Source organism: Arthrobacter sp. ZBG10 (genome assembly GCF_001238605.1).
In the GTDB taxonomy this organism is placed as follows: Bacteria; Actinomycetota; Actinomycetes; order Actinomycetales; family Micrococcaceae; genus Arthrobacter.
In genome coordinates this window covers 1-4,418 of the sequence record NZ_LFQH01000011.1, presented here as the reverse complement: position 1 = coordinate 4,418, position 4,418 = coordinate 1, and the positions used below count along the sequence as shown (strand labels likewise).

2 protein-coding genes are annotated in these 4,418 nt (G+C 67.0%); both read left to right on the top strand.

The features are described from left to right. The first annotated feature begins 168 nt into the window (after nt 1–168). Nucleotides 169–1,176 (top strand): LacI family DNA-binding transcriptional regulator, encoded by a 1,008-nt coding sequence (locus tag ACU18_RS02850; RefSeq protein WP_050684034.1) that lies wholly within the window; start codon nt 169–171, stop codon nt 1,174–1,176. 90 nt (nt 1,177–1,266) lie between these two features. Continuing rightward, nucleotides 1,267–4,299, top strand: a complete 3,033-nt coding sequence (locus ACU18_RS02845) for a glycoside hydrolase family 2 TIM barrel-domain containing protein (RefSeq protein WP_082178150.1) — start codon at nt 1,267–1,269, stop codon at nt 4,297–4,299. Nucleotides 4,300–4,418 lie beyond the last annotated feature (119 nt).

The window sequence follows — 4,418 nt, the reverse complement described above, 5'->3', positions numbered from 1 at the left end:
GGGCCTCCCACATTTAACAAACAAACAAACACCCCCGTTGACCTATCAGATACAGTCCCCAAACACCCCGAACAACAACCACAACCGATAGCGTAACGGTGAGGGACAGACGGGACGCCACCGACCCCACCACAGGCAGGACTCCATATGGTCATAGACTTGCCGTCTATGACCCGGACCTCCCACCAGCAGCCTGCCAAGCGCGCCACCATCCTTGATGTGGCTGCCGCCGCCGGCGTGTCCCGGCAAACAGTCACCCGGGCCATGAACAACATGGCGGGCATCAGTGCAGCCACCAGGGAGCGGGTGCAGGGCATCGCCGCTGAGCTGGGCTACAGCCCCAGCCGGTTCGCTAAAGGTTTGGTCCAGGGCGCCCGGGTGTCAGTGGGGCTCGCCATTCCCGACCTGACCAACCCCTATTTCCCCGCCTTTGCCTCCAGCGTGGTGGAAGCAGCGACCCAGCGGAGCTGGAACGTGGTGGTTGACGACTACGGCCACGGCACGGCAACAGCCCTCGATGCGGTGGAACGGCTGGCGCCCCAGGTTGATGCGCTGATCGGATATCTGGGCAGCCATGCTGCCCAGGCCCAGTCCCTCATGGGCAGGCGTCCACTGGTCAGCCTTGACTACCCGGCCGGCCAGGCCGCCGGCAGGATCTCCTTCGACTACCACCATGCTGCGAGGCTCGCGCTGGACTACCTCGTGCACAGCGGCCGCACCAGGATCGCGTTCCTGGATTCGGACCAGGGCGGCCCTGCGGCCAGCAGGGGGACCGCAGTTGCCGCGGTCGCGGACCAACTCGGCATCACCCTCATCCGGCGTGCTGCGGGCCCGTCCGCGCCCGCAGCACGGGCCGCAGTGCTTGATTTGGTTACTGGCCAGGACGCTCCGGACGCCTTGCTGGTGTTCAACGACCTCATGGCAGCAGGGGCGCTCAAGGCACTGCAGGAAGCCGGCCTCAGCGTCCCCCGGGATTGCGCCGTGATCGGCATGGACGGCATACCCCTGGGTGAGCTGACCTCACCGGAGCTGACCACCCTGTCCCTTGACCTACGCTCCGTGGGGCGTGCCGCCGTCGGCCTCGTTGAAGGCCTGCTGTCCGGCAGCGTGGCAGCGGGAACGGAACAATCGGCACTGGTCCTCCGGCACGAGCTGGTTCACCGGGAGTCGGCGTAGGGCCTACTCAATCGCGAAGTAAACCGCTAGGCTTGATACTGCATCGTGAACGTTCACGGAGTTGTTCCATCCCCTGCAGCGAGGATTCCCATGTCAGTCCAGTCCCCCTCCGCTCCGGACAAAGCCGTCCCGGACGAAACCGCCGGTCAGGCATCGCGCAGCCTCGAGCTGGGCGCTGCCGGTGTGAAGGAGCTTGCGTCGCTGGCGCCTGCCCGCGGCACCCTGCCACCGCGCGCCTACCTGACCTCGGATGCCCCCAGGCTCTCCCTCAACGGCGAGTGGCACTTCCGGCTCAGTGATGGCATCCGCACCGCTCCCGGGGACGGCTGGCAGGACGGCAGCGACCTGTCCGGCTTTACCGGGCTGCCGGTCCCGTCCAGCTGGTCCATGCACGGCCACGGCGCTCCCGCCTACACCAACATCAAGTTCCCGTTCGCCGTGGAACCGCCCAACGTTCCCGAAGCCAACCCCATCGGCGACCATCTGACGGAGTTCACGGCAGGGCCGGAGTTTCTCCCCGCTGCGCTGCTCCGTTTCGACGGCATCGAGTCAGCGGCCACGGTGTGGCTCAACGGCGTGGAACTCGGGACCACCCGGGGCAGCAGGCTTGCCCATGAGTTCGACGTCTCCGGTGTCCTGGTGGCGGGCACCAACACCCTTGCCGTCCGGGTGGCGCAGTTTTCGGCCGCCAGTTACGTGGAAGACCAGGACATGTGGTGGCTCCCCGGAATCTTCCGGGACGTCACCCTGCAGGCCCGCCCCGCCGATGGCATCGACGACGTCTTTGTCCACGCCGAATACGACGCCGGCAGCGGCGAAGGCATCCTCCGGGTGGAGGCGGGCCGGTCCGGCGTGGCGATTGACGCCGTCGTACGCGTCCCGGAGCTGAACCTGGAACTGGCCGCAGGCACCGAACACCGGATCCCCGGCGTCAGCCCCTGGTCCGCGGAACTGCCGGCCCTCTACGCCGCCACCGTCAGCACGGCCGGGGAAACCGTGGATCTTCAGCTGGGCTTCCGCAGCATCACCATCGAGGACGCGCAGTTCAAAGTCAACGGCCAGCGCATCCTGCTACGCGGCGTCAACCGGCACGAGCACCACCCGCGCCTTGGCCGCGTGGTGCCCCGTGACGTGGTGGAGGCCGAGCTGCGGCTCATGAAGCAGCACAACATCAATGCCATCCGTACCTCCCACTACCCGCCGCATCCGGAATTCCTGGCCCTCGCGGACCAGCTGGGGTTCTATGTGGTCCTCGAATGCGACCTCGAAACACACGGTTTTGTTGACGCTGGCTGGAAGCAGAACCCCAGCGACGATCCGCGCTGGGAATCGGCACTGGTGGACAGGATGCGCCGGACCGTGGAGCGGGACAAAAACCATGCCTCGGTGATCATGTGGTCCCTCGGCAACGAATCCGGGAACGGCCGGAACCTTGAGGCGATGTCCCGCTGGACCAAGGACCGCGACCCCAGCCGACCCATCCACTACGAGGGTGACTGGAGCTCGGCCTACGTCGACGTGTACTCGCGGATGTACGCGGACCAGGCCGAGACGGAGCTGATCGGGCAGGGTAAAGAAGAAGCGCTGGCAGATCCCGCCCTGGACAGCCGGCGCCGGGCCATGCCGTTTGTGCAGTGCGAATACGTGCACGCGATGGGTAACGGCCCGGGCGGCATGACCGAGTACCAGGAGCTTTTTGACCGCTACCCGCGGCTCATGGGCGGATTCGTCTGGGAATGGCTGGAGCACGGGATCACCGTCCCTGCCAAGGACGGCGGCGAACAGTTTGCGTACGGTGGCGACTTCGGCGAGGAAATCCACGACGGCAACTTCGTCACCGACGGCCTGGTGGACGCAAACCGCAAGCCCCGGCCCGGGCTGCTCGATTTCAAGAAGGTCATCGAGCCGGTACGCCTGGGCGTGGCGGCGGACTGGACCACCGTCACGGTCCGGAACGGATTCAACTTCGCGGACACGTCCGCGCTCAGCTTCCGGTACGCAGTGACGTCCGACGGCGGCACCACGCCGGGCGGCGACGTTATCCGTGAGGGTGTGCTTGACGTAGCCGCGGTGGACCCGGGTGCGGAAGCGACAGTTCCGCTGCCCGCCGGCCTTGCAGGCCTTGACGGGGCGGCCGTGCTGACGGTCAGCGCCGTGCTGGCCGCCGACTCGGACTGGGCCGGCGCCGGCCACGAAGTTGCCTGGGGACAGGGTGTCCTCAGCGGCGCTCCGGCCGCAGCGCACCAGGCCCTCGAATGCGTTGCCGTGGAGCAGGCCGAACTTCGGCTGGGTGCAGTGGTGTTCAACCGCGCTACCGGGCTGCCGGTCTCAATTGGCGGCGTCCCCGTGGCGGACTTCCGGTTGGTTCTGTGGTGGCCGCCCACCGACAACGACCTTGGCCGGGGCTGGTTTGGCCGGGACGACCTTCCCCTGTCGACGGCCTGGCACAACGCCGGACTCAACCGGCTGCATTCCCGCCTGCTGGGCATCACTGCGGACCGTACCGCCGAGGGCGGCGAGGTCCTTACGGTACGGACGCGCATGGCGGCGGCCGACAAGCAGTTCGGCGTCCTGGTTGACTACTCGTGGAGCAGTGACAACGAGTGGGTTGGGCTGCGCACGCAGGTCCGGCCCGACGGAGAGTGGATCGACGGCGGGTTGCCGGTCGAGTGGGCCCGGATCGGCCTGGAGTTTGTCCTGGCTTCAGAGGCAAAGGCAGTGAGCTGGTTTGGCCAGGGTCCGCACCAGAGCTATGCGGACACCGGGCAGGGCGCCCGGTTTGGCAGGTACACGCTGCCGGCGACGGCAATGAACGAGGACTATGTCCGGCCGCAGGAGTCCGGGGCCAGGTCCGGGGTTATCCAGGCGGCGGTGGAACTGGCCGCCGGCAGCTTCGAGGTGCAGGGAGCCCCCTTCGCACTGACCGTCCGGCCCTTCTCGCAGGAGCACCTCGACGCTGCTGCCCACCGGGACGACCTTGTGCCGGATGGCCGGACCTACGTCTACGTGGATCATGCGCTGCGGGGAGTTGGGACAGCTGCCTGCGGACCCGGTGTCCTGGAGGCCTACCGGCTGCGGCCCCGCGAAGCTGATTTCAGTGTGGAGCTGCGCGTCAAAGGCTGACAACCCGACCGCTTCTGGTGTGTGACTCACTGCATAGTGGCTGGTTTTGGTCTTGTGTGGGTGTTGGGTGCGGTGGTGGTCCTTGTTTTCCTTGTGTTGGCGGGGTTTTCGGGGGCCAT

What these genes read in the sequence shown, in the direction of transcription:
- ACU18_RS02845 (WP_082178150.1), top strand. Translation starts at nt 1,267, where the DNA reads ATGTCAGTCCAGTCCCCCTCCGCTCCGGACAAAGCCGTCCCGGACGAA.
- ACU18_RS02850 (WP_050684034.1), top strand. Translation starts at nt 169, where the DNA reads ATGACCCGGACCTCCCACCAGCAGCCTGCCAAGCGCGCCACCATCCTT.